Source organism: Lysinibacillus sp. BPa_S21 (assembly GCF_023337795.1).
Lineage (GTDB): Bacteria > Bacillota > Bacilli > Bacillales_A > Planococcaceae > Lysinibacillus.
Genome location: NZ_JALIRS010000002.1, coordinates 347,415 through 372,086, shown reverse-complemented (window position 1 = coordinate 372,086; position 24,672 = coordinate 347,415). Strand labels below are relative to the sequence as shown.

At 39.4% G+C, this 24,672-nt stretch carries 20 protein-coding genes and 1 other annotated feature; of the genes, 18 read left to right on the top strand and 2 right to left on the bottom strand.

The window, feature by feature from the left end; translation table 11 throughout:
* Window positions 1-18: 18 nt before the first annotated feature.
* Window positions 19-1,368 (top strand): FAD-binding oxidoreductase, encoded by a 1,350-nt coding sequence (locus MOK21_RS05065; protein ID WP_249072877.1) that lies wholly within the window; start codon window positions 19-21, stop codon window positions 1,366-1,368.
* A 75-nt stretch (window positions 1,369-1,443) separates the two neighbouring features.
* Here the strand turns inward: MOK21_RS05065 and MOK21_RS05060 are convergent, their stop codons facing one another.
* Window positions 1,444-1,839: a (deoxy)nucleoside triphosphate pyrophosphohydrolase gene (locus MOK21_RS05060; protein ID WP_249072876.1), complete on the bottom strand. Its 396-nt coding sequence runs from the start codon at window positions 1,837-1,839 to the stop codon at window positions 1,444-1,446.
* 654 nt (window positions 1,840-2,493) lie between these two features.
* On the opposite strand from MOK21_RS05060, the gene MOK21_RS05055 reads away from it, so the two are divergent.
* The 5 genes from MOK21_RS05055 to MOK21_RS05035 all read left to right on the top strand — a co-directional run bounded on the left by MOK21_RS05055 (window position 2,494) and on the right by MOK21_RS05035 (window position 10,042).
* The gene (locus tag MOK21_RS05055) at window positions 2,494-3,258 is read left to right on the top strand and encodes a TrmH family RNA methyltransferase (RefSeq protein ID WP_249072875.1); all 765 of its coding nucleotides are present in this window, start codon (window positions 2,494-2,496) and stop codon (window positions 3,256-3,258) included.
* A 110-nt stretch (window positions 3,259-3,368) separates the two neighbouring features.
* Window positions 3,369-3,770 carry a hypothetical protein gene (locus tag MOK21_RS05050; protein WP_249072874.1) on the top strand — a complete coding sequence of 134 codons (402 nt, stop codon included), beginning with the start codon at window positions 3,369-3,371 and terminating at the stop codon, window positions 3,768-3,770.
* 647 nt (window positions 3,771-4,417) lie between these two features.
* Window positions 4,418-5,455: a phenylalanine--tRNA ligase subunit alpha gene (gene pheS / locus MOK21_RS05045; protein WP_249072873.1), complete on the top strand. Its 1,038-nt coding sequence runs from the start codon at window positions 4,418-4,420 to the stop codon at window positions 5,453-5,455.
* Window positions 5,456-5,467: 12 nt separating this feature from the next.
* Entirely contained in the window at window positions 5,468-7,885 is a 2,418-nt protein-coding gene (gene pheT, locus MOK21_RS05040; protein WP_249072872.1) for a phenylalanine--tRNA ligase subunit beta, read from the top strand.
* A 192-nt stretch (window positions 7,886-8,077) separates the two neighbouring features.
* Window positions 8,078-10,042 carry a methyl-accepting chemotaxis protein gene (locus MOK21_RS05035; protein ID WP_249072871.1) on the top strand — a complete coding sequence of 655 codons (1,965 nt, stop codon included), beginning with the start codon at window positions 8,078-8,080 and terminating at the stop codon, window positions 10,040-10,042.
* Between the two features lie 120 nt (window positions 10,043-10,162).
* On the opposite strand, the gene rnhC is transcribed toward MOK21_RS05035, so the two are convergent.
* Window positions 10,163-11,089, bottom strand: a complete 927-nt coding sequence (rnhC, locus tag MOK21_RS05030) for a ribonuclease HIII (protein ID WP_249072870.1) — start codon at window positions 11,087-11,089, stop codon at window positions 10,163-10,165.
* 133 nt (window positions 11,090-11,222) lie between these two features.
* Here rnhC and zapA point away from each other — a divergent pair, with 133 nt between their 5' ends.
* From zapA to MOK21_RS04970, 12 genes are all read left to right on the top strand, one after another.
* Window positions 11,223-11,483 carry a cell division protein ZapA gene (zapA, locus tag MOK21_RS05025; RefSeq protein ID WP_249072869.1) on the top strand — a complete coding sequence of 87 codons (261 nt, stop codon included), beginning with the start codon at window positions 11,223-11,225 and terminating at the stop codon, window positions 11,481-11,483.
* A gap of 5 nt (window positions 11,484-11,488) precedes the next feature.
* Window positions 11,489-12,028 carry a CvpA family protein gene (locus MOK21_RS05020; RefSeq protein ID WP_249072868.1) on the top strand — a complete coding sequence of 180 codons (540 nt, stop codon included), beginning with the start codon at window positions 11,489-11,491 and terminating at the stop codon, window positions 12,026-12,028.
* Window positions 12,029-12,087: 59 nt separating this feature from the next.
* The gene (polX, locus tag MOK21_RS05015; protein ID WP_249072867.1) at window positions 12,088-13,797 is read left to right on the top strand and encodes a DNA polymerase/3'-5' exonuclease PolX; all 1,710 of its coding nucleotides are present in this window, start codon (window positions 12,088-12,090) and stop codon (window positions 13,795-13,797) included.
* An 18-nt stretch (window positions 13,798-13,815) separates the two neighbouring features.
* Entirely contained in the window at window positions 13,816-16,182 is a 2,367-nt protein-coding gene (locus MOK21_RS05010) for an endonuclease MutS2 (RefSeq protein WP_249072866.1), read from the top strand.
* Window positions 16,183-16,203: 21 nt separating this feature from the next.
* The gene (locus MOK21_RS05005; RefSeq protein ID WP_249072865.1) at window positions 16,204-16,617 is read left to right on the top strand and encodes a DUF350 domain-containing protein; all 414 of its coding nucleotides are present in this window, start codon (window positions 16,204-16,206) and stop codon (window positions 16,615-16,617) included.
* 119 nt (window positions 16,618-16,736) lie between these two features.
* The gene (locus MOK21_RS05000) at window positions 16,737-17,177 is read left to right on the top strand and encodes a hypothetical protein (protein ID WP_249072864.1); all 441 of its coding nucleotides are present in this window, start codon (window positions 16,737-16,739) and stop codon (window positions 17,175-17,177) included.
* 297 nt (window positions 17,178-17,474) lie between these two features.
* Entirely contained in the window at window positions 17,475-19,166 is a 1,692-nt protein-coding gene (locus MOK21_RS04995) for an AMP-binding protein (RefSeq protein ID WP_249072863.1), read from the top strand.
* 204 nt (window positions 19,167-19,370) lie between these two features.
* The gene (locus MOK21_RS04990; RefSeq protein WP_049667778.1) at window positions 19,371-19,952 is read left to right on the top strand and encodes a fatty acid metabolism transcriptional regulator FadR; all 582 of its coding nucleotides are present in this window, start codon (window positions 19,371-19,373) and stop codon (window positions 19,950-19,952) included.
* A gap of 14 nt (window positions 19,953-19,966) precedes the next feature.
* Window positions 19,967-20,740: an enoyl-CoA hydratase gene (locus MOK21_RS04985; protein ID WP_249072862.1), complete on the top strand. Its 774-nt coding sequence runs from the start codon at window positions 19,967-19,969 to the stop codon at window positions 20,738-20,740.
* 117 nt (window positions 20,741-20,857) lie between these two features.
* Entirely contained in the window at window positions 20,858-21,631 is a 774-nt protein-coding gene (locus tag MOK21_RS04980; RefSeq protein ID WP_249072861.1) for an electron transfer flavoprotein subunit beta/FixA family protein, read from the top strand.
* Window positions 21,632-21,682: 51 nt separating this feature from the next.
* Window positions 21,683-22,660 carry an electron transfer flavoprotein subunit alpha/FixB family protein gene (locus MOK21_RS04975; RefSeq protein WP_249072860.1) on the top strand — a complete coding sequence of 326 codons (978 nt, stop codon included), beginning with the start codon at window positions 21,683-21,685 and terminating at the stop codon, window positions 22,658-22,660.
* Between the two features lie 247 nt (window positions 22,661-22,907).
* Window positions 22,908-23,141: a binding site (T-box leader), on the top strand.
* A 139-nt stretch (window positions 23,142-23,280) separates the two neighbouring features.
* Window positions 23,281-24,639 (top strand): amino acid permease, encoded by a 1,359-nt coding sequence (locus tag MOK21_RS04970; protein WP_249072859.1) that lies wholly within the window; start codon window positions 23,281-23,283, stop codon window positions 24,637-24,639.
* Window positions 24,640-24,672 lie beyond the last annotated feature (33 nt).

Here is a 24,672-nt window from a genome sequence, read left to right as displayed (position 1 = left end):
TGAGAGAGGAGCTGTAAATTGAAGAAAGTTAAGCTCACAGGAAGAATTGTTACCCCTAAAGATCCGGACTATGAGCAAGCGAGAACAAATAATAACTTACATGATCCAAAATTTCCGAGTATCATTGTATTTTGTCGACATACGAAAGACGTTATCAATGCATTAAGATGGGCGAGAGAAAATAATGAACCATTTCGAATCAGAAGTGGGAGACATAACTATGAAAATTATTCATTATTAAATGAAGGGCTTGTGATAGATGTTAGCGAAATGAATGAAATAACAATTAATCTGAAAGATAGGACAGCGAGAATTGAAGCAGGTGCTAATTTAGGAAAAGTATATCGGGTATTATGGGAAAATGGATTTACAATCCCTGCCGGAACTGAAGGCAGTGTAGGGGTTGTTGGTCTAACGCTTGGTGGAGGAATTGGAATGTTATCGCGTCCATTTGGACTAACATGTGACAGTCTACTAGAAGTTGAAATGGTTGTTGCAAGTGGCCATGAAGGTGCTGAGGTAATCCAAGCTAACAAGCAAAAAAATAGTGACTTATTTTGGGCAAGTTGTGGCGGGGGCGGAGGGAATTTTGGCATCGTTACAGCTTTTACATTTAAACTGCATCCTATTTCTAACGTATCGATTTTTTCCATTACATGGGGATGGGAAGATTTTGAACGAGCCTTTGATGTGTGGCAAAAATGGGCACCATACACAGATGAACGTTTGACTTCTCAGATCGAGCTTAAATCTAAGGAAGTTGGAGAGGTTGTTGCTCAAGGTGAGTTTATAGGTACAGCATCTGAACTAAAGAAACTACTCCGTCCTTTAAGGAAAACAGGTTCCCCAACGAATATATGGATAAAGGAAGTACCTTATATTAAAGCTGTAGAATTTTTTGACTTACCGAGTGGCAACAAACCTGCCCTTCGTAAAAGGTCAGGGTCCTTTGTTGAAAGACCATTCCCTCATGCTGCCATTGTAAAAATGAAAGAATTTTTAACGAATGCTCCAAATAGAGATGCGACCATTTGGCAGCAATCTCTTAGAGGGGCGGTAAGTCAAATTGCTTCAAGCCAAACAGCTTATTATTATAGAAATGCTTTAATTGCCCAGGAGTATAATACTTCGTGGAAAAAACCTAAAGATGCAGAAAAAAATATTCAGTGGGTGGAGAATTTAAGAAGGGCTTTATCACCATTCACTGCTGGTGATTATGTAAATTTCCCAGATCGTTTTATTAAAGATTGGCCAACTACCTACTACGGTCGTAATCTTAGAATGCTTCGAGAAGTAAAGGGAAAATACGATCCATTGAATGTGTTTCATTTTCCTCAAAGTATTCCGCCAAATAAAAAATGGCTTTAACTGAGGGACAAAGAAAAAAGAGCAGGCACTGCAGAGGGCAAACTGCTCTTTTCTTCTGCATTCACTGCTCATAGACTATTTTTCTGCAAGTATTTTATGGATCGCGGGAATATCAGCGGGAGCAAAATGAAGATTTAGCAGTTCATGTCGCGGAACCCATCTAATTTCAGTATGTTCTAGCAGGACCGGATCTCCCTCTACAATGGAAGCCTTAAATGTTTCTAAGCGTACTATAAATTTTTCGTATTCATAAATAGTATCCTCAACCTTTTCTCCAACGTCTATAGCGCAATTAAATTCCTCTAATATTTCACGTGATAAAGCTTGTTCAGGCGATTCGTCGTCCTCGATTTTACCACCAGGGAATTCCCAATAATTTGCTAGTACCATATTAGGATTTCTTAACGCACAAAAAATTTCATCTTTATCATTTTCGATAATTGCACCTACTACATGTACATTTTTTTTCATTCATTTTCACCCTTTTTGTGCATTCTTAAAATATTGAAAATTATAACATATACTGATTTCCCCCGTTATCTAGTAGGGAATAATTTTGCTCATTTCCATAGTGTGGGGTTGATTTCCGTTCCAGCTGTGCGCTTTGTTGTTGCTGTCACTTCGCTTTCGCACAGATAATACATTTGCTGTCGCTACGCTTTCGCGCAGAGCAGAGCTTCCTGGGGGCGTCCGATGAGCCGCTTTTGTTGCTGCCGCTGCGTTATCACTACGCTTTCGCACAGAAAACATCCGCTACGCTCCAGGGTCTCGGGCCAACACGAGGTTGGTCACGAAGGCGTTATCACAGGACGTGATGCCTTTAGCCTTCGTTCCCCTAACTCTAATCCTCAAGGAGTCGCCCAGCCTTCACTCCAATCAACTTAATCCCATGGTATCGTTTTAACAAAATGTCATCCCGAAATTCCGAGGATGACAAAATTTTTTTGTATGGGTGGCTCATCATCATAGCGTGAAGGTAATTTACATTCCGTTTAGGAGCTATCTTGCCAATGATTGGTCAACAGAAAAATAATAATAAAACTGTTTTTTACATGACTATGTCATTTATCGTTTTCTACTGTATAATAATGAACATTATATAGGAAAAAGGCGGTACGAGGTACGATGAAAAGAATAGAATCTACGCAAAATGCGTTAGTGAAATACTGGAAGAAGCTTGCGACAACACGAAAAGAGCGTGAAAGATCTGGAGAATTCATAGTAGAGGGATTCCATTTGGTAGAGGAAGCATTAAAAAATAATGAACAAGTACAGCAACTAATTGTACGTGAAGGTGTAGAATTACCAATGCTTTGGCCGATTGATAGTGTATCTATCGTTGAAGTAACAGCGGCTGTTGCCAAGGAGTTTGCTGAAACGGAGACTTCTCAAGGTGTATTTGCAGTTTGTAAGCAACCTTTGTTAGATGATGATGTAATGGCTTCGTGGCGCAAGGTGCTACTTATCGATGCAGTCCAAGATCCAGGAAATATTGGAACAATGATTCGTACTGCGGATGCAGCAGGTTTAGATGCAGTTATACTTGGCAAAGGCTGCGCGGATTTATATAATCCTAAAACACTTCGTTCTGCACAAGGCTCACATTTCCATATTCCTGTCCTTCGAGGTGATTTAGAAGAATGGATTGAACAGCTTCAGGATAATGGTGTACCAGTATTTGGGACAGCTTTAGATGAGGATGCAGTTATCTATAGTGATATTGAACATACTGGTGCATTTGCGATCATGATGGGGAATGAAGGTAGTGGTATTCATCCTCAATTACTTTCGATGACAGATCAAAATATTATTATTCCGATTTTAGGGCAAGCGGAATCTTTAAATGTAGCAGTAGCAACAGGAATTGTTTTATATGGATTTGTTAAGTAGGTAATTAATTAAGGATATATTAAAATTGAGCTCATCACTAATCGTTATAGATAGCATTTTAAATATATGCACTGTATATTAGTTGATTGGAGTGGAGGCTGAGCGACTCCTTGGGGATTAGCGGTAGGGGAACGAAGGCTAAGAACATCACATCCTGTGGTAACGCCTTCGTGACCAACCTCGGTGCTGTTGCTGTCGCTGCGCTTTCGCACAAACAAAACCCTTTGCTGCCGCTTCGCTTTCGCGCAATAAACATCTGTTGGCCCGAGACCCTGCAGCGCAGCGGATGTTTTCTGTGCGAAAGCGTAGTGCTAACGCAGCGGCAGCAACAAAAGCGGCTCATCGGACGCCCCCAGGAAGCTCTGCTTTGCGCGAAAGCGAAGCGTCAGCGGCAAATGTTTTCTGTAGCGAAAGCAAAGCGGCAGCTACAAATGTTTTATCTGTGCGAAAGCGAAGCGACAGCAACAAAGCGCTCAGCCGGAACGGAAATCAACTACACATTTTGGTGGTGAGCCTAAAATTGCCGATAGAACCATCAATATCGCTGGTAATGGGCACATGACTCTTGATTTGAATTGGTATTGTATTGTATAATCACTGTTAAAATGTAAACTTAAATGCTTTGACCGGGAAGTAGTAAAAATGGTGAATGGGCGACAGGGAGCACAGGCCGAAGATTGAGAGCCAGTGCCGTACCAATGCAATTTTGAATTCATCCCGCGAGCAGCTACCGGGACCAGCGAATGCTGTAAAGGTATGCCGGCTTTAATCTAGTCGTTATGTCAATGAAGTGATTGCTAGGGGTTTACCTTGCAATAACTAGGGTGGTACCGCGAAAATGTCCTCGTCCCTTTTTTAGGGGCGAGTTTTTTTATGCCATCAAAGAAGGCAATTATCTTCATTCAGTAGAAGACTCCCACCTTCGAAGGTGGTGAGATCAATACGGAAATGGTTCCTTTTCATCGGTGTCCAAAACATGCAGGATGAAGATAAAGTCTCTGGCGGATGTCACGGATTATTATCAAAGGAATGAATTGTGCTGGCATAATTCAAAATCCGGACGCATTGTTTATCTGCGCGGCAGCAGCAATGTTTGGATCTGTAGCGACAGCTACAATTACGCTAAGGCAAAATTGATTTAATCAAGGAGGGTTTATACATGGAAGAGCAATTAAAGCAATTAGAGCAAGAAGCACTTGCTAAAATTGAAGCGGCGGCAAATTTAAAAGAATTAAATGATGTGCGAGTAGCGTATCTAGGGAAAAAAGGACCTATCACTGATTTATTAAAGGGTATGGGGAAATTATCAGCAGAGGAACGCCCGAAAATGGGTGCTTTAGTCAATACGGTTCGTGAAAATGTAACGGCTGTATTAGAGGCAAAGGCGGCTGTACTAGAAGAAGCAGCAATTGCTGAAAAATTAGCGAGTGAGTCGATTGATGTCACTTTACCTGGCCGTGAAATTAAAGTGGGGAATCGTCATCCATTAACACGCGTTATTGAAGAAATTGAAGATTTGTTTATCGGTATGGGCTATGAAATTGCAGAAGGTCCAGAAGTGGAAAAGGATTATTATAACTTCGAGGCATTGAACTTACCAAAGGGACACCCTGCTCGTGATATGCAGGATTCGTTCTATATTTCCGAGGAAATATTATTACGTACGCATACTTCTCCTGTGCAAGCTCGCACAATGGAAGAGAAGAAAGGTGAATCCATTCGCATTATTTGTCCAGGGAAAGTATTCCGTCGTGACAACGATGATGCAACACATTCTCACCAATTCATGCAAATCGAAGGGTTAGTGATTGGTGAAAATATTCGCATGAGTGACCTTAAAGGGACGCTTGATACATTAGCGAAAAAAATGTTCGGTGCAGACCGCGAAATTCGACTTCGCCCAAGTTTCTTCCCATTCACAGAACCATCTGTTGAAATGGATATTTCTTGCTTCAAATGTGGTGGATCGGGCTGTAACGTATGTAAAGGTACAGGCTGGATTGAAATTTTAGGAGCTGGTATGGTGCATCCAAATGTACTTGAAATGGCTGGTTATGATCCGAAGAAAGTGTCAGGCTTTGCATTTGGTATTGGTGCTGAACGTATCGCAATGTTGAAATATGGTGTCGACGATATTCGTCATTTCTATACAAGTGACACACGTTTCTTATCACAATTCGAGCGAACAGAGGCGTAAGGGGGATAAAAAATGTTAGTATCATTAGAATGGTTAAAAGATTATGTAAATACACAGGATTTAGCGCCTGAGGAGTTAGCTGAAAAAATTACGCGCTCGGGAATTGAAGTAGATGCAGTAATTGACCGTGCTAACGCAATGGATAAAATTGTAGTCGGCTATATCGTATCAAAAGAGAAGCATCCTGAAGCGGATAAATTAAATATTTGCCAAGTGGATGTTGGTGAAGCTGAGCCACAACAAATTATTTGTGGTGCTCCAAACGTTGATGCTGGTCAAAAAGTTATTGTCGCACGTCCAGGTGCACATTTACCAGGCGGCATTAAAATAAAAAAAGCAAAACTTCGTGGACATGAATCAAACGGTATGATTTGCTCATTACAAGAGTTAGGAATCGAAGGGAAACTAGTTCCTAAAGCATATTCTGAAGGTATTTATGTGCTTCCTGAGAGTGCTGAGGTCGGCTCGGATGCCCTTGCTATTTTAGGTTTACGTGACACGGTATTAGAGCTTGGTTTAACACCAAATCGCTCGGACGCACTGTCAATGCTAGGTGTGGCGTATGAAGTTGGCGCAATTCTATCTGAAGAAGTGAAGTATCCAGAAATCGCCTACAGCACATCTTCTGAAAAAGCAGAAGACATGTTAAAGCTTCGAGTAGAAGATTCACAAGCAAACCCAATGTATGTAGCAAAAGTTGTGAAAAACGTAAAAATCGCGGAATCACCGATGTGGCTACAAAATCGCTTAATGGCAGCAGGCGTACGCCCACATAATAATGTTGTCGATGTAACGAACTACATTTTAATGGAATACGGTCAACCGCTTCATGCCTTTGACTACGATAGTCTTGCAACAGGTGAAATCGTAGTGCGTAAAGCAACAGAAGGCGAAAAAATTACTACTTTAGATGACCAAGAGCGTACATTAAAAGCAACGGATTTAGTCATTACAAATGGCAAGGAGCCAGTAGCAATCGCAGGTGTAATGGGTGGTGCAAACTCAGAAGTACATGATACTACAACAACGGTTGTCATCGAATCTGCTTACTTCGATGGTTTAACTGTACGTCAAACATCACGTCATCTTGGACTTCGCTCAGATGCTTCTGCTCGCTTTGAAAAGGGCGTTGACCCTAACCGTGTATTACCAGCTGCAGAACGTGCTGCAGCACTACTAGCTGAACTAGCTGGTGGTGAAGTGTTAGAGGGAACATGTATCGTGGATGAACTAGATAAATCACCAGCACGTGTTGTCGTTTCTCCAGATTTTATTAATGAACGTTTAGGTATGAAAATTTCGTTAGAAGAAATGTTGACTATTTTAGAGCGTCTTAAATTTGGTGTAGAAGCAGCAAATGGTTTACTAATCGTTGATGCACCAACACGTCGTCAAGATATTAAAATTGAAGAAGATATTGTAGAAGAAATTGCTCGTTTACACGGTTATGATGAAATCCCGATGACTTTACCAGAGGGAGCAAACCAAGTAGGACGTTTAACGCCCTATCAGGCAAATCGTCGTGTAGTTCGCAACTACATGGAAGGGGCAGGCCTTTACCAAGCTGTAACGTACTCATTAACTTCAGATGCATTGTCACAACGCTTTGCATTGAAAGCTGAGCCAGTAACACGTTTACTCATGCCGATGAGTGAGGACCGTTCAACACTACGTCAAAGTCTTATCCCTCATTTAATTGAAGCTGCTGCGTATAATATTGCACGTAAAGCTGATAATGTAGCATTGTATGAAATCGGTTCAGTATTCCTTGGTCAATCAGAAGAGGGGCTACCATATGAGGAAGAGCACGTGGCGGCAGTAGTAACAGGGAAATGGCTTGACCATGCTTGGCAAGGGGAGAAAAAGTCAGTAGATTTCTTCGTCTTAAAAGGCATTGTAGAAGGTGTTGTCGGTAAGCTTGGTTTAGAGGACCGTATTTCATTTGTGAAAGCTGAAGTAGATGGATTACACCCAGGACGTACTGCTAGCATTCTTTTAGACGGTGAACAAGTGGGTATTATCGGTGGATTACATCCAGCAGAGCAAAAAGCATGGGGTGTAAAAGACACATATGTAATGGAAATGAATCTAGTCACATTATTAAACGCTAATGCAAAAGAAGCGCCTCTTAGTTATTCACCAGTGCCTCGCTTCCCAGCAATGTCTCGTGATATTGCCCTGATCATGGACCGTACAACAACAGCTGGAGAGGTTATTGCTGCGATTCGCTCAGCAAGCGTGAAATTATTGAAAGATGTTCGTGTATTCGATGTATATGAAGGTGAAAAAATGGAGGCTGGTAAGAAATCAGTGGCATTCTCCCTAACATACTTCGATCCAGAACGTACTTTAACAGATGAAGAAGTTGTTGCAGCACATAATAAAGTGTTAAAAGCTATTGCAACAATTGAAGGCACGGAAGTACGCTAATTTATGCCAAGATATTTTTGATTACTATTATTTTGTGAGCTGTCTCGTAATGAGGCAGCTTTTTTAGTTGAAAAGTGCCATCGAGCAATTTGTATTTTTAATATTTCGAAATAATAAAAAATACATTCTAGGTATCTATTATGTGTATAGTGGAAATTGGATAGAAAAAAATAACAAGAGGAGATCATGATCTTGAAAGAACGAAAACGAAAAAGTTTATCTGTGCGTGCTCGGTTAATCTGGGCGTTGACAATGACGCTTTTAATTCCAAGTATTGCCATAGGTGCATTTTCATATATGAAGTCAGATGACCTATATTATAAAGAATTAAATGATAAATCACGTGAGAATGTCGATCTAATCAATTCGTTAGTGACAAAAGAAATTTCACCAATCATAAGTGATGCAGAATATTTGGCAGGCTATTTTAATAAGGATTGGCAAGATGAAAATGCATTAAAGGAATTAGATAAATACAATGCTTTACATAATAGTGTTTCAGTAGTTGCTTTAACATTAGAAGGTCATGGTTTTTTACGTAATCCGTACCATAAAATGCCATCTGATTATAATCCGTTTTTACGTCCATGGTATTTAGAGGCTATAGAGTCGCCAGGTAAAGGGGTCATGATAGATCCTTATAAATCAAATATCTCAGGGGATTTAACGTTAACTGTAGCGGCAGGATTACGTGACAAATCCGGGGCTGTTTCCATAGACTTGGATCTTACCGAAATTGCGGAGCTCGTTAATGCCGTAAAGATTGGGAAAAGTGGCTATGCTTCATTAGTGAATGCCAATAATTTTACAATAGCGGATCCGAATGTTGAAGTGGGAACTAAACTAAAAGACGCGTATATAGAAAAGATGCAAGGTAAAGAAGCAGGTAGCTTTAAAATTAAGGAAGATGGCAAGGAACATCAAATATTTTTCGCTACTAATAAACTTACTGGGTGGAAAATTATCGGTATTATGGATGAATCAGATGTAAAAGCTGTCACAGCTCCAATTTTAAAGTCAACAATAGCCGTCATTGTTATTGCTTTAATGATTTGTGGGATTATCGGTGGCATGATCATTGCCTCAATCACTCGCCCATTGAAAGAGCTATCTACAGTTGCTGAACAAGTAGGTGAAGGTGATTTACGTAACTTTATCGACATAAGAAGAAATGATGAGATCGGGAAACTAGCAAATATTTTTAATAAAATGATTTCCTCTTTACGTGAGGTAGTTGGTAATATAGGCGAGAAATCAAATTTATTGGCCAACTCTTCAGAGGAGCTAACGGCAAGTACTGCAGAAAATAAGCGAGCTACATCGCAAATTGTTACTTCCATTCAAAGATTTGCTGAGACGGTTGATGTGCAGGCGGAAACTGTTAATGATGGTAATCGTGCTGTCCTTGAAATGTCATCATCTATTCAGCATATTTCATCGAAAGCAGATGCAGTAAGTGGAATGTCCAATAAAGCTTTGAGCGCTGTTATGAGCGGTGATAAGACTATTCAAACAGCTGTTCAACAAATGACCATGATTCAAAATACTGTACAAACTCTAGAAAATACAGTGCAAACATTAGACAAACGTTCTCACGAAATTGAGCATATTGTGGAAGCCATAACCCAAATTGCTGATCAAACGAACCTATTAGCTTTAAACGCAGCAATTGAAGCTGCCCGTGCAGGTGAACATGGAAAAGGCTTTGCGGTTGTAGCAGATGAGGTACGAAAGTTAGCTGAACAATCTGCACAATCCACGCTGCAAATTAAGGATATTATTTCACAAATTCAAGCTGATACACAACTAGCTGTTGTATCTATGGCTGCTGGTTCAACTGAGGTTGTGAAGGGGATTGATATAACAAATATGGCAGGGAATTCATTTGAAGAGATTCGTACGAATGTACAAAGTGTTACTTATGAAATAGGACAAATTTCAGAGGCATCAAAAGTTATTTCTCAAAACGCAAATCAAGTGGCGATGGGGATTGAAAGTGTGCTTGAACAAACCAATGAAAATACAGCAAGTGCACAAAATATTTCCGCTGCAACCGAAGAACAGCTTGCTTCTATGGAAGAAATTGCTGCGTCGGCAGCAGCTCTTGCCAGTATGTCTGAAAATCTTCAACAAACGATCCGACAGTTCAAATATTAAGTTGGAAGAAAATTTGTCTATATGATAAGTTTTTGATATAAAAAATTTCGCTAACTACAGTGAAGAGCAAGTTATGCACTGGAGTATAGCGAAATTTTTTTGTCGTCAATAAGACCAATTTTATTTCAATTTTTTAGCTTTTTCAGTATTCGCAAAATGCCATTTCGTAATGGAACGTAAAAATTCCTCCCCTTGTTTTCGCCAAATGCGTGCTGCTAACGCATCTACTTTCGCTGAAGCGCCCTTCAACAATTCTATCCCAGCAATCTCACTCAGGCGGTCCATTTCTTTTAAAAATGCAGCACGAGCTAATATCGATGCAGTTGCTACTGAGACATGTAATTGTTCAGCTTTCGTAGAAAATAGCACATCATCTCGAACAATATCTCGTTCATTTTTTAAGTAATTGTAATACACGCCACGTTCCGCAAACTGATCTATCAATATATGCTCTGGTTTTTCGGGAGCCATTTTTGACAGTGCTTTGTTAAGTGCCCTATTGTGCATCATAGCTTTCATCTTACCTTGTGAGTATCCTCGTGACTGTAATTCGTTATATTTTTCGTTGCGAAGTACCAGTACACTATGAACACAAGCTGCACGTAAATCTGGCGCTATTTTACGCATGTAGTCATCCGTTAGCATTTTTGAATCTTTGACACCAAGCTCGTTGATAAGTGCAATTTTTGATGAAGGGACATATACGGCCGCAACTGTTATTGGACCGAAATAATCACCAGTACCAGTTTCGTCTGAGCCTAATACCGACATCGTAGCAAAACCTTCTGGCAGAACGTCGCCCTTTGCTCCTATCGAGGATGTTTTCTGTGTATTTGTTACTTCTACATTTCCCCAACGTGCTGCTTCTCGTTCAGCTCCTCCCCCTTGGAACATTAATTTACCCGATTTGTACATTGTAATTGCTGTATCTGGAAGCTTTGCGGCAAAGATTACACCAGGGGCTTTACGTTCTACAAAATGGTTTGCATAGTAAGACATTACTTCTTTTTGTATAGTTGTTGATATGGAAAGTACAATATTTGACATTTACTCGTTCCTTTCTATCCTCGTTGTTCACAATTTTATACCTTTCATGGTATGATAATAAATAGCTTTTTTGTGTAAGTTGCTCATCATCGAAAAATTCGTGAGCGTAAAAATTATAAAGGAGGGTGCGACTATGGAAAATCAAGAAAAGAATAAAATTTCTGTGGAAATCTACGGTCATACATATAAAATGGTCGGCTCTGAATCCATTGGACATATGCGACTTGTCGCTTCGATTGTTGATGACCGTATGCGCGAAATGAATGTACATAATCCCTCTCTTGATAGCACAAAGCTTGCAGTTCTTACAGCAGTAAATACTGTTCACGATTATTTACTATTAAAAGAACAAATGGAGCAATTAGAAGAAGAATTGAAAAAATTAAAGGGTTGAAGTGAATGTTAGATTTAATCATATTAGTGGTGCTATTAGCCGGGATCATCGTCGGAGGAAAACGCGGTTTCATTGTACAGATGATGCATATCGTTAGCTTTATAGTCGCCCTAATTGTTGCGTATATCTATTATAAACCATTAGCGCAAAAATTTGTGTTTTGGGTGCCGTATCCAGGTGTAACCGATTCAGGTAGTCTTGGAGTAGTTATTGATAGCCTCGATTTAGACCGCACCTTTTACCGTGTCATTGCCTTTGCTGTTATTTTCTTTGCGGTGAAAATTACATTGCAAATTGTAGCATCGATTTTTGATTTTATAGCGTATTTACCTGTGTTAGGTACAGTGAATCGTTGGCTAGGAGCATTGTTTGGCATGATTGAAAACTATTTAATTATGTTTATTTTGTTATACATTCTTGCTTTATTGCCAATTGATTCTATCCAAAGTTTAATGTCGAAGTCGTTGTTAAGTGGTCTCATTTTGGAGCATACCCCAATTATTACAAGTATGTTCCAAAACTGGTGGTATATTTATATGCAATAGCAAACTATGCACTTCTCTCGGTTTTGAGGGAAGTGTTTTTACGATAGGAGGAATTCCGAATGAACAAAAAAACAATTATTCGCACACTTGAAAAAATTGCCTTGTATATGGAATTACAAGGGGAAAATCCCTTCAAAGTGTCTGCCTTTCGAAAAGCTGCCGCTGCACTTGAGGGGGACGAGCGCTCATTAAGTGAGATGGAGGATGTTACAAAGCTAAAAGGTATAGGTAAAGGTACAGCTGCTGTTATTGAGGATTTAATGACAAATGGTGAATCAAGCTTATTAAAAGAATTAGAAGAAATTGTACCAAAAGGATTACTCCCATTATTAAAACTTCCAGGCTTAGGCGGTAAAAAAATTGCTAAGCTTCATCAAGAGTTAGGGGTTGATTCTGCGGAAAGTTTAAAGGCTGCTTGCGAGGCATGTAAAGTTCGTGAGCTGGCAGGCTTTGCAGCAAAAACTGAAGAGAAAATTTTAAAGGAACTTGAAAATTTAGCCAATCGATCGGAACGTTTACCAATTTGGCAGCTAGAGCCTGTTGTTTTACAAATTGAAGCTCTACTAGGTAGTATGGAAGAAGTGGAACGTTTTTCTGTTGCAGGAAGTTTCCGTCGTGCCGCTGAAACAAGTAAAGATATTGATTTTATTGTTGTAACTGAAGCAGTTGAAACTGTACGTGAAAAGCTATTGAATGAGCTCTCTATCCAAGAAGTAGTAGCTGCAGGTGATACGAAAATTTCAGTTATTTTAGATTTAGAGGAGCCTGTAAGTGTAGATTTCCGATTAGTGAGAGATGCTGAATATGCAACGGCCTTGCATCATTTCACAGGCTCAAAAGACCACAATGTCCGCATGCGACAAATTGCTAAAGCACGTGGTGAAAAAATTAGCGAATATGGCGTAGAGCAGGCTGATGGCACCGTATTAACGTTTAAAGATGAAAAAGAATTTTTTGCGTATTTTGATTTACCATTTATCCCGCCTAGTTTGCGTACAGGAACAACGGAATTTAACCAAACGGATGACATTAATAGTTTAGTAAAATTAGAAGATGTTAAAGCGGATTTGCATATGCATACGACATGGTCTGATGGTGCGTATTCTGTAGCTGAAATGGGCGCCGCATTAATGGCGCGTGGCTATCAATATAGCGTTATTACTGACCATTCACAATTTTTAAAAGTGGCGAATGGCCTTACGCCAGAACGCTTAACAAAGCAACGTGCTGAGATTAAGGCATTTAATGAAGCACATCCAGATTTCCATTTATATGCGGGGACAGAAATGGATATTCTGCCGGATGGTTCTCTTGATTTTGCAGATGATGTGCTTAGAGAGTTAGATTTCGTCATAGCCTCTATTCACTCTAGCTTTACGCAATCGCAAGACAAAATTATGTCGCGTTTACTAACGGCGATGCAAAATCCATATGTTCATATGATTGCTCATCCAACTGGTCGCATTATTGAGGATCGTAATGGCTATAATCCTGATATGGGGCAATTAATTGCTTGGGCAAAGGAGTATGGTAAAATTTTAGAGTTAAATGCGAATCCATATCGTCTTGATTTATGTGTGGAGCATTTAGAAATGGCTGTGGCAGCTGGTGTGCCTGTAGCGATCAATACAGATGCTCATGATATTGCTCATTTACGCTTTATGGATATTGGAGTGCGCTATGCAAACAGAGCATGGTTGAAAAAGGATATGATTGTGAATACATGGACGCGAGAACAATTTGAAGCGTTTATTCGACGAAATAAATAGGTTGAGGAGGTGTTCTCAGTGATCGCAGAACGCGCATTGAAAACACTAGAATATGATAAAGTACGTCAGCAAGTGGCTACATACTGTACTTCTTCAATCGGTAAATCAGCGGTTGATGAGCTTGTACCACAGACTGATTATGAAAAAGTTGTGCAATTATTAGAAGAAATGGATGAAGGACTATCCATTTTACGTGTTAAAGGCAATGTGCCAATGGGTGGAATTTTTGATGTGCGACCAGCTGCAAGGCGTGCACAAATTGGTGGCATGCTGTCAGCGATGGAACTAATGGAAGTTTCAAGTACAATTCGAGCTAGTAGAATTCTTCGCAATTTTATTGAAGATATAGAATCAGAAGAAGTGATTGAAATTCCCCATTTCATCGACAAAAAGGAGGCAATGCCTGTTTTGACAGGCTTGCAGCATGAAATTAATAACTGTATTGATGACAATGGCTCAGTGCTAGACTCTGCAAGCCAAACATTGCGTTCGATTCGCCAATCTTTGCGCGCAGAAGAGGCCAAAGTACGTTCGAAGCTGGAAAGCCTTATACGGGGAAGTAATGCTTCAAAAATGCTATCAGATACACTTGTAACGATTCGTAATGATCGTTTTGTTATCCCCGTTAAACAAGAGTATCGTCATCATTATGGTGGAATTGTGCATGACCAATCATCTTCTGGCCAAACATTATTTATCGAGCCAGATTCGATTGTACAAGCAAATAATGAAATTCATCGATTAAAAATGAAGGAGCAAGCTGAAATTGAACGTATCTTACTAGCCTTAAGTGCAATGGTAGAGGAAGTAGCTCCGGATTTGTTTAACTTAGTAAAAGTACTAGGTGAGATTGACGTCATTTTAGCCAAAGGTAAGTACGGTCAAGCGAACAAATGTACAATGCCTAAAATGAATAACGACGGCTATATTAGACTTATGCGTGCACGTCATCCACTGTTACCAATTGAAACGGCAGTTCCTAACGATATTGAATTTGGGAAAGATATTACGGCTATTGTTATTACAGGACCAAACACTGGTGGTAAAACCGTCACTTTAAAAACAGTTGGACTGTGTACATTAATGGCGCAGGCGGGGTTACCAGTGCCTGCACTTGATGGTTCAGAGCTAGCTGTTTTCAAGCAGCTTTTTGCGGATATTGGAGATGAACAGTCCATTGAGCAATCACTGTCAACATTCTCCTCTCATATGGTCAACATAGTAGACATCTTACAAAAGTTTGATGACGAGTCACTCGTTCTATTTGACGAATTAGGTGCTGGGACGGATCCTCAGGAAGGAGCAGCTCTGGCCATCTCCATTTTAGATGAAGTACATGGTCGTGGTGCTCGCGTTATGGCAACGACGCACTATCCTGAGCTAAAAGCATATGGCTATAATCGTCCAGGAGTTGCCAATGCAAGTGTAGAGTTTGATATTGAGACATTGAGCCCAACATATCGCCTACTTATCGGTGTGCCAGGTCGCTCCAATGCATTTGAAATTTCAAATCGCCTAGGCTTACCAGAGTCGATTATTGACCGTGCGAAAAGCTTTACAGGTACAGATCGCCATGAGGTGGAGTCAATGATTGCTTCACTGGAAGAGACTCGTCGTAAATCCGAAGATGATGCAGAACGCTCGCATGATTTACTAATGGAGTCTGAGGAACTGCGTAAAGAGCTACAAGGAAAGTTACAAGCTTACGAGGAACGTAAAGAAGCACTCGATAAAAAAGCGAAAGAAAAGGCTCGTAAAATTGTTGATGAAGCAAAAAGAGAAGCAGAATCCATCATTGCGGAGCTTCGAGAAATGCGTAAAAATGCAGACCAGGTTGTCAAGGAGCATGAGCTCATCGAAGCTCGTAAACGATTGGAAGAAGCTACACCGCTTGACAACAATAAAGTGCTGAAAAAAGCGGCACAAGTAAAAGCCCGTGCACAAAACTTAGTTGTCGGAGACGAGGTAAAGGTGTTAAGCTATGGACAACGGGGTACATTGCTTGAAAAAGTATCGAATTCCGAATGGGTTGTCCAAATGGGTATTTTGAAAATGAAAATCGCGGATAGTGATCTAGAGTACATTAAACCAGAAAAAGAACCTGTACAACGTATTGCTGGTGTAAAAAATCGTACTAGCCATGTGAAATTAGAATTAGATTTACGTGGTGAACGATATGAAGATGCCATCATACGTACGGAAAAATATATTGATGATGCCTTACTTGCTAACTATGGACGTGTATCAATTATTCATGGTGTCGGTACAGGTGCATTACGTCAAGGAATTCAAAGCTATTTGAAAAAGCATAAGCGTGTAAAATCCTTCCGTTTCGGTGAAGCCGGCGAGGGAGGCTTAGGCGTCACGGTTGTGGAATTGAAATAAGCAGTAAAGGGGACGGAGAAAATGCTGAATTCTAGCTTTTGGCGATATCCAATTATCGAAACGGCAGGATATTTTAGTGTTGTTGTGTTATGTTTAGTCGTCTCGATGGCATTGTTCGAAGTCGTTACGAAATATAAAAATTGGGAAGAAATTAAAAATGGTAATATCGCTGTGGCACTCGCGACAGGCGGGAAAATACTAGGGATTTGTAATATTTTTCGTTTCTCCATCGCACGCCATAGTACGTTAAGTGAAATGATTGGCTGGGGCCTTTTTGGTTTTACATTACTGATTGTAGCGTATTTCTTATTTGAATTTATGACACCACGTTTTAATGTCGATCAAGAAATCGCAAATGATAATCGCTCAGTCGGCTTTATTTCCTTTACTATTTCAGTCGGTCTATCGTTTGTTATTGGGGCAAGTATTGCATAGGAGTGTAATGACATGGAAAAATTAGCAAAAATACTAATCGTTGTCTGCATCGCATTTTTGGCAGTCGGTGTCTATTATATGATGACCCTTTAAACTTAGAAACGCATCCTTTTGTGGGGATGCGTTTTTTTATATTAAGGGGTAAAGAGAAGAAGGAAAGAAAAGCTAAAGTGACGGAAAGGAGAGTCAGAGCGACGGAAAGAAGAGCTGAAGCGACGGAAAGAAGAGCTGAAGCGACGGAAAGAAGAGCTGAAGCGACGGAAAGGAGAGCCGAAGTGACGGAAAGGAGAGTCAGAGTGACGGAAAGCAGGCAGGGCGACGGAAAGGAGAGTCAAAGCGACGGAAAGAAGAGCCGAAGTGACGGAAAGAAGGCAGGGCGACGGAAAGAAGAGCCGAAGCGACGCAAAGAAGCCAAAGAGACGGTAAAGAGTAAAAAACTGTTCTTGCCTGGAGAGAGCGTTCAGGTTGAGAATGTAATCGCCCCAACCCCAATAGATAAAAAACTTCAATTCCCTCGAAAATATCTTAAGTTACACCATTCTCCTATCAACCACATCTAAAAAAACTACTAAATTCTATTAATATTCCTTCATCTATCTAAAAAGTTATTATTAATAAATATTTTTCGAATATAGAATTATTAACTCAATATTTTGATTGAAAAAAGAAAGAATGAATTAGTATTCATCGGATATATGGTTTGGAATCCAAGGAAATACAGTACTATAAATGTTGTAGAATGCATAATAATTAATCGAAAATACATTTATTTTCTATTTTGTGTTTGAAAGAGTATTCCTTTTTCATTATAATTAAAATTAGAGTTTACAAAGTTTGGAACAAAGGGGAGAGGACGTATGACAACAAAACCATGGCTAAAAAATTATCCTGAAGAAGTACCATCGTCTTTAACGTTTGAGGAAATTCCAGTGCAAGAATTTTTGACCCGCGCCTATAAAAAGAATCCGTCTAAAGTTGCGATTCATTTTATGGGAAAGGATTTAACGTATGCCGAGCTATATGAGTCAGCGCTAAAGTTCGCAAACTATTTACAAACACTTGGGGTAGAAAAGGGAGATCGAGTAGCTATTATGCTTCCGAACTCACCACAAAGTGTAATCGCTTACTACGGGGCAATGTATGCCGGGGCGATTGTCGTACAAACGAATCCACTTTATACTGAGCGTGAACTTCAATATCAAATGGCTGATTCAGGTGCAAAAGTTATTTTATTAATGGATATTTTGTATCCACGTGTCATGAAAATCATAAAAGAAACTGCACTTGAAAATGTAATTGTCACGGCGATTAAAGATTATTTACCGTTCCCTAAAAATTTAGTGTATCCCTATATTCAAAAAAAGCAGTACGGTTTTAGTGTCAAGGTTGAACATAGTGGTCAAAATCATTTGTTTACAGAAATTATGCGCTCTGCGCCCATCAAAATGATTGATATTCCATTTGATTTTGAAGAGGATATCGCACTGCTTCAATATACAGGTGGAACGACGGGGTTCCCTAAGGGTGTGATGCTGACCCATAAAAATTTAATTGCTAATACAACAATGTGTGATGCATGGATGTATAAATGTGTACATGGTGAGGAAACCATTATGGGCATACTGCCATTCTTCCATGTTTATGGTATGACTGCTGTTATTTTATTATCCGTATTCACGCAAAATAAGATGGTGTTATTACCAAAGTTTGATGCAGAGACGGCGTTGAAAACGATTGATAAGCAAAAACCAACACTATTCCCGGGTGCACCGACTTTATATATTGGTTTATTAAATCATCCGGATATTGCAAAGTACGACTTATCGTCCATAAAAGCATGTATAAGTGGATCCGCTTCATTACCAGTAGAAGTGCAGGAGAAATTTGAAGCGGTAACAGGGGGGAAACTTGTAGAAGGATATGGATTAACAGAAACTTCTCCTGTCACACATTCTACACCTATTTGGGGGAAACGTGTCATGGGCTCGATTGGTTTACCTTGGCCAAATACGGATTCAATCATTTTGCGTACAGGGGATACAGAGGCGCTTCCAGTCGGTGAGGTTGGTGAAATAGCTGTAAAGGGTCCACAGGTTATGAAAGGCTATTGGAATCGCCCTGAGGATACAGCAGCAACGTTCGTAGATGGTTGGTTTTTAACAGGCGATTTGGGCTATATGGACGAAGAAGGCTATTTCTATGTAGTGGATCGTAAAAAAGATATAATTATCGCAGGTGGTTTTAATATTTACCCTCGTGAGGTAGAGGAAGTACTATATGAGCGAGAGGAAATTCAAGAATGTGTAGTTGCGGGCATACCCGATCCGTATCGGGGAGAAACAGTAAAAGCTTATATTGTTTTAAAAGAAGGATATTCGGTTACAGAAGACGAATTAAATAAATATTGCCGTCAAAACTTGGCTGCTTTCAAGGTTCCCCGCTATTATGAGTTTAGAGATGAACTACCGAAAACAGCTGTTGGGAAAATTTTGCGTCGCTCGTTAGTAGACGAAGAAAAAACAAAATTGGCGAATAAAGAAGCAAAATAAATACGTGGTAAAGTATTGACAAGCAAAGATGTAAATTATAATATGAAAATATGAATGAATGACCATTCATATTTTCATATTTTTTTAGGTTCCCACGTCACATCTTTAAAATAATCAGCTTAAGATTGCTGGTCATTTTGGGATGACATTTGGTAAATCATGAATGTAGACGTGTGCAAGTTTTTTTTAGGTGGTGATGTAAAGGTGAAACGTGATAAGCCAAAATATAAGCAAATTATTGATGCAGCTGTCATCGTTATTGCAGAAAATGGGTATCACCAAGCACAGGTATCGAAGATTGCTAAACAGGCAGGGGTGGCCGATGGAACAATCTATTTATATTTTAAAAATAAAGAAGATATATTAATTTCTGTCTTTAATGAAAAAATGGCTGTTTTTGTAGAGTCATTACAAGATATAATAGAAAATGGAAGTACGTCAAAGGACAAACTTTCACGAATGATAGAAAATCATTTTAATGTTCTAGCGACAGATCGATACCTAGCAACCGTCACACAATTGGAACTACGACAATCGAATAAAGATTTACGACTAAAGATTAATTCGGTGTTAAGAGAGTATTTACAATTACTAGATCAAATTTTGATCGAAGGTATGCTATCAGGGGAGTTCAATCAAACGATGGATGTACGCTTGGCACGTCAAATGGTATTTGGAACTATTGACGAAACTATTACGTCTTGGGTTATGAATGAATATCGATATGATTTGATAGAACAGGTTCCAAAAGTTCAGGCATTAATTCTGAACGGCATTAAAGCTTAAAAGGATGTGGAGAAATGGAGTTTCTAAGTTGGAAAGTAGAGGATGGAGTAGCGATTATTACAATTGCACGCCCGCCAGCAAACGCATTATCTCGCGGTATTATTGCCGAAGTAAATGCTGTGCTAGATGAAGTCGAGCATGATGACACTGTTCGTGTTCTTGTCATTCATGGCGATGGTCGTTTCTTCTCAGCAGGTGCAGACATAAAAGAGTTTACAGAGGTTGAGTCTGGTAATGAATTTTCAAAGCTAGCGAGCAATGGTCAGCAAGTTTTTGAGCGAGTTGAATCGTTCTCGAAACCTATCATTGCTGCAATTCATGGCGCTGCACTTGGTGGGGGCCTTGAGCTTGCGATGAGTTGTCATCTGCGCTTTGTGACGGAATCTGCGAAATTAGGACTACCGGAATTACAATTAGGTCTTATCCCAGGTTTCGGGGGTACACAACGTCTACCACGATATGTAGGGGTTGCCAAAGCTGCAGAAATGATGTTTACAAGTGAGCCGATTTCTGGTACAGAGGCTGTACAATGGGGTTTAGCGAATCGTGCATTTACAGATGAAGCATTACTAGAAGAAACGCTAAAGGTAGCGAAGAAAATTGCGAAGAAGAGCCCAGTTGCTTTAAAAGCAGCTATTCAAACATTGCAATATGCAAAACATGCTTCATTCTATGAAGGTATTGAGGTAGAAGCAAAATCCTTTGGTACCGTATTTGTTTCGGAAGATGCAAAAGAAGGAATTCAAGCATTTATTGAAAAACGCGAGCCTGTGTTTACTGGTAAATAATATTCCATCAGTGTCGATAGCGACTTGAAAGAATGTTATCGACGTTATCGACACTGAAAATATATAATATTTATAAGTTTACTTAGAAATTAAAAACGTTCCAGGAGGTATGGATATATGAATATTTTTGCATTAATTAAACGTACGTTTGATACAGAAGAAAAAATCGTCGTGTCAGGTGGTAAAATTCAAGAGGATGGCGCAGAATTCATCATCAATCCTTACGATGAATATGCCATTGAAGAAGCAATCCAAGTACGTGACGCTGCTGGCGGTAAAGTAACGGTTGTTTCAATCGGTGGCGAAGATACAGAGAAGCAATTACGCACAGCTCTTGCAATGGGAGCGGATGAGGCGGTTCTTATTAACATAGAAGACGATCTAGATGAACTAGATCAAAATGCAGCAGCTTATATTTTAGCTGAATATTTAAAAGATAAAGAAGCAGATTTAATTTTAACAGGAAACGTTGCAATTGATGGGGGCTCTGGTCAAGTAGGACCTCGTGTAGCAGATTTACTAGGTATTAACTATGTCACAACAATTACAAAGCTTGAAATTGATGGGACATCTGCAAAAATTGTACGCGATATTGAGGGTGACTCAGAAGTAATCGAGACATCTTTACCACTTTTAGTAACAGCTCAGCAAGGGTTAAATGAGCCACGTTACCCATCTTTACCAGGGATCATGAAAGCGAAGAAGAAACCGCTTGCGGAACTGGAGTTAGATGATTTAGATATCGATGAAGATGATGTGGAAGTGAAGGTAGAAACAGTTGATATTTACTTACCGGCTCAAAAGGCAGCAGGTCGTATTCTTGAAGGCGAACTTTCTGCTCAAGTAAAAGAGCTAGTAAACCTACTTCATACAGAGGCAAAAGTAGTTTAAGTCATCTGATGACACAAATCGAATCTTAAAGGGTAACGGAGGGAATATACTATGACAAAAAAAGTATTAGTATTAGGTGAAGTTCGTGAAGGAAGCTTACGTAACGTTTCTTTCGAAGCAATTGCAGCTGCAAAGCAAATCGCAGATGGTGGTGAGGTTGTTGGTGTTCTTTTAGGGGATGCCGTAGCAGGCTTAACAGATCCATTATTTGAATATGGTGCTGACCGTGTTGTAACGGTGGAGCATCCACATTTAAAACAATATACATCTGATGGTTATGGTCAAGCATTATTAGCAGTAATTGAGGAAGAAAAACCAACTGGTATCGTATTTGGTCATACTGCAAATGGTAAAGATTTATCACCAAAAATTGCAAGTAAATTACAAGCAGGTCTTGTATCTGATGTAACGGCTATTGAAGGTTCTGGCGATGATGTTGTATTCATCCGTCCAATTTACTCTGGTAAAGCTTTTGAAAAAGTTAAAGTAAAAGACGGCTTAGTTTTAGCTTCAGTCCGTCCAAACAATATTGCGCCATTAGAAAAAGTAGCGGGCAAATCAGGTGATATCACTTCTATTTCTGTGGATATTACGAACCTTCGTACAATCATTAAAGAAGTTGTCCGTAAATCTTCTGAGGGTGTAGATCTTTCAGAGGCAAAAGTAGTTGTAGCAGGTGGTCGTGGCGTAAAATCGGAGGACGGCTTTGAACCATTAAAAGAACTAGCGGATTTACTTGGCGGTGCAGTTGGTGCTTCACGTGGTGCATGTGATGCTGAATATTGTGATTACTCACTTCAAATCGGTCAAACAGGTAAAGTAGTAACACCAGACCTTTACATTGCAGCGGGTATTTCTGGAGCAATTCAACACTTAGCAGGTATGTCGAACTCAAAAGTAATCGTTGCGATTAATAAAGATCCAGAAGCAAATATTTTCAAAGTTGCGGACTATGGTATCGTAGGTGACTTATTTGAGGTGGTACCTCTTCTAATCGAAGAATTTAAAGCGTTAAAAGTGAATGCCTAATAAATGAGCGGGGAGAATGTGTCTTCCCCGCTTTTTTTGTTCAAATTTTTTGATTTTTAAAAGTTATTGCAAAATAAAATGTTGACATAATTAATTTTAGAACGTATAGTGATGAATATTAATTTAACTTCTTGCAGCGGATCAAATATCTGTACCTGTTGCTACGCTTTGGGTACAAAAAACATCCGCTGAAATAGAGTTGGCTAAAAGCCTCAGAACGCAATATAATTGATTATTTAATAGTGTTTTAAACGCAAAGATTAGGAGTAGTAAAAGCTCATTATTTGGTGAAGAGAGCTGCGGGTTGGTGCAACGCAGTCCAATAAGACTTTGAACTTGCCTAGGAGCGGTAAGATAAATAGAAATTACAGAATATTCTATTTGTTGGACGGTTAACCTTCGTTATTAGGTTTTTAAGCAGGGTTCTTAAAGAACCAATTAGAGTGGTACCGCGGTTTGCTTATGGCATATCGTCTCTTCTTTCATTTGATCATGAAGGAACAGACGATATGCCTTTTTTGCGTCTAGGCTAAAGCGCTACATCCTCGAGGTCGCTTCGATCCCTCGGGCGAAAGTAGAGGAGCGCTTAAGCGCATTTGTTCATTTTAGGAGGTAAGGAAATGGAAAACGACAATCAGAAATTAAAGAGAACGATGACCTCACGGCATATTACGATGATGGCTTTAGGTGGAGCTATTGGTGCAGGGTTGTTTAAAGGAAGCAGTACAGCCATTGATATGGCAGGACCATCAGTGCTTTTTGCGTACTTAATTGGTGGTATTATTTTGTTATTTGTTATGCAAGGTTTAGCAGAAATGGCAGTCCGTAATAGCGAAGCCAGAACATTTAGAGATTTAGTGGAGGCTATTTTAGGGAAGTACCCAGCGTATTTCCTTGATTGGATCTATTGGAAAATGTGGGTGTTAAATATTGCGGCAGAATCTATCGTGGCAGCAATTTTTATTCAATATTGGTTGCCAGATTATCCAATTTGGATACTTGCGTTATCTGTTTCGATTTTAGTTACAGCCATTAACTTGCTATCAGTGAAAGTTTTTGCTGAAACTGAATATTGGCTAGCGTTAATTAAAATTACGGTTATTGTGGTGTTCATCATAGCGGGATTAATCTTATTGCTAGTTACTTTTGGTAATCATACAGCTGTTGGTTTTTCTAATTTAACGGAGCATGGTGGTTTCTTCCCGAATGGATCAATGGGGTTGATTGCTGCAATGCTTGTAGTTATTTACTCTTATGGAGGCACTGAAATTATTGGTATTACATTAGCTGAAACGAAAAATCCTGAGAAAGTAGTGCCAAAAGCTGTTCGCAGTACATTAGTACGAATTGTGACTTTTTATTTAGTGCCTTTCTTTATTATCGTCAGCTTGATTCCTTGGAATGAAGTAAATGGGGTGCCGGAAAGTCCGTTTGTAATGGTTTTTAAAATGGTTGGGATTCCTGGCGCTGATCATATTATGAATGCTGTTGTTTTACTTGCCATTATTTCATCAATGAACTCAGGACTATACGGTTCATCCCGCGTTTTGTATACACAAGCTGTGGACGGTCGTGTTCCTAAAATCTTTGCCCATTTATCGAAAAGAAAAGTTCCGGTATATGCCATATTAATGTGTACTTTAGCTTTATATATGGCCGTAATATTTTCTTTATTTGCAGGAAGTAAAACCTTTGATTTCCTAATGGGCTCACTTGGTTATACCGTGTTATTTATTTGGTTAATTATTGCGATTGCGCATCTGAAATCGCGTAAAAAACAGCCGGAAAAAACAAGTACCTATGCAGTAAAATTGTACCCTTATACGACTTGGATAGCTATTATTGCGTTAAGTGCCATACTGATTGGGATAATTTTTACAACATCTATTATCGTAACAGGTATTACACTAGCCATTTATCTCTTTATTACGTTAACTTATGTCTATAAAGGTCGTTCTCAAGAAAATGAAGCTAAATAATAAAACAACTTGTTGCCTTTTTCGACCTTATTT